The organism is Kineococcus vitellinus (genome assembly GCF_009906315.1).
GTDB lineage: Bacteria > Actinomycetota > Actinomycetes > Actinomycetales > Kineococcaceae > Kineococcus > Kineococcus vitellinus.
Genome location: NZ_JAAALL010000616.1, coordinates 1 through 701 on the forward strand (window position 1 = coordinate 1; position 701 = coordinate 701).

Annotated in this window: 2 protein-coding genes; one reads left to right on the forward strand and one right to left on the reverse strand. The window is 77.9% G+C overall.

Annotation, left to right across the window (positions count from 1 at the left end; translation table 11 throughout):
* Positions 1-377: cation:proton antiporter domain-containing protein (locus GTQ99_RS23745; RefSeq protein WP_205708137.1), on the forward strand; the 377-nt coding region annotated here is incomplete at its 5' end.
* A gap of 4 nt (positions 378-381) precedes the next feature.
* Here GTQ99_RS23745 and GTQ99_RS23750 read toward each other — a convergent pair.
* A partial coding sequence (locus GTQ99_RS23750) for a GNAT family N-acetyltransferase (protein WP_166618087.1) occupies positions 382-701 on the reverse strand: 320 nt, incomplete at its 5' end.

Consider the following 701-nt stretch of genomic DNA (forward strand, 5'->3'; position numbering starts at 1 on the left):
GGGCGGCGCTGGCCGACGGCCTGCTGGCCGCGCTGACCTGGCAGCTGGCCCTGGTCGGCGTGCTGCTCATCGTGGCCATCCGGCCGCTGGCCGGGCTGCTGAGCCTGCTGGGCACCCACGGCGGCAAGCTGGAGCGGGCGGTCATCGGCATCTTCGGCGTCCGCGGCATCGGCTCGCTGTTCTACCTGGCGTGGGCGCTGGAGGAGGAGAGCTCCTTCCCGGCCGAGCAGCTGTGGGCGGTCGTCGGGTTCACCATCGCCCTGTCCGTGCTGGTGCACGGGGCCAGCGCCACCCCGCTGGTGAAGCGGCTGGACGCCGCCCGCGAGCGCGCCGCCGCCAGCGACCACCCCGGGGACATCGCCGCCACGCACCTGTGAGGGCTCACCCGCCGAGGCCGGCGGGCCCGAGGTCGCGGCGCATCACCACCCGCGGCCAGGCGTGCAGGCCGTGCGCGCGCTCGCGCTCGACGACGGCGCGCAGCCCCGGTCCCAGCCGGTCGTCGGGCAGCACCGCGAACCCCAGCCGCGCGTAGTACGGCGCGTTCCACGGCACGTCGGCGAACGTCGTGAGGGTCAGCGCCGCCAGCCCGCGGCGGGCGGCCCGGCCGGCCGCGGCCTCCAGCAGCGCGCGGCCCAGCCCGCGGCGGCCCCAGGCGGGGTCGACGGAGACCTGCTCCACGTGCGCGGCCCCGTCGACGAGGT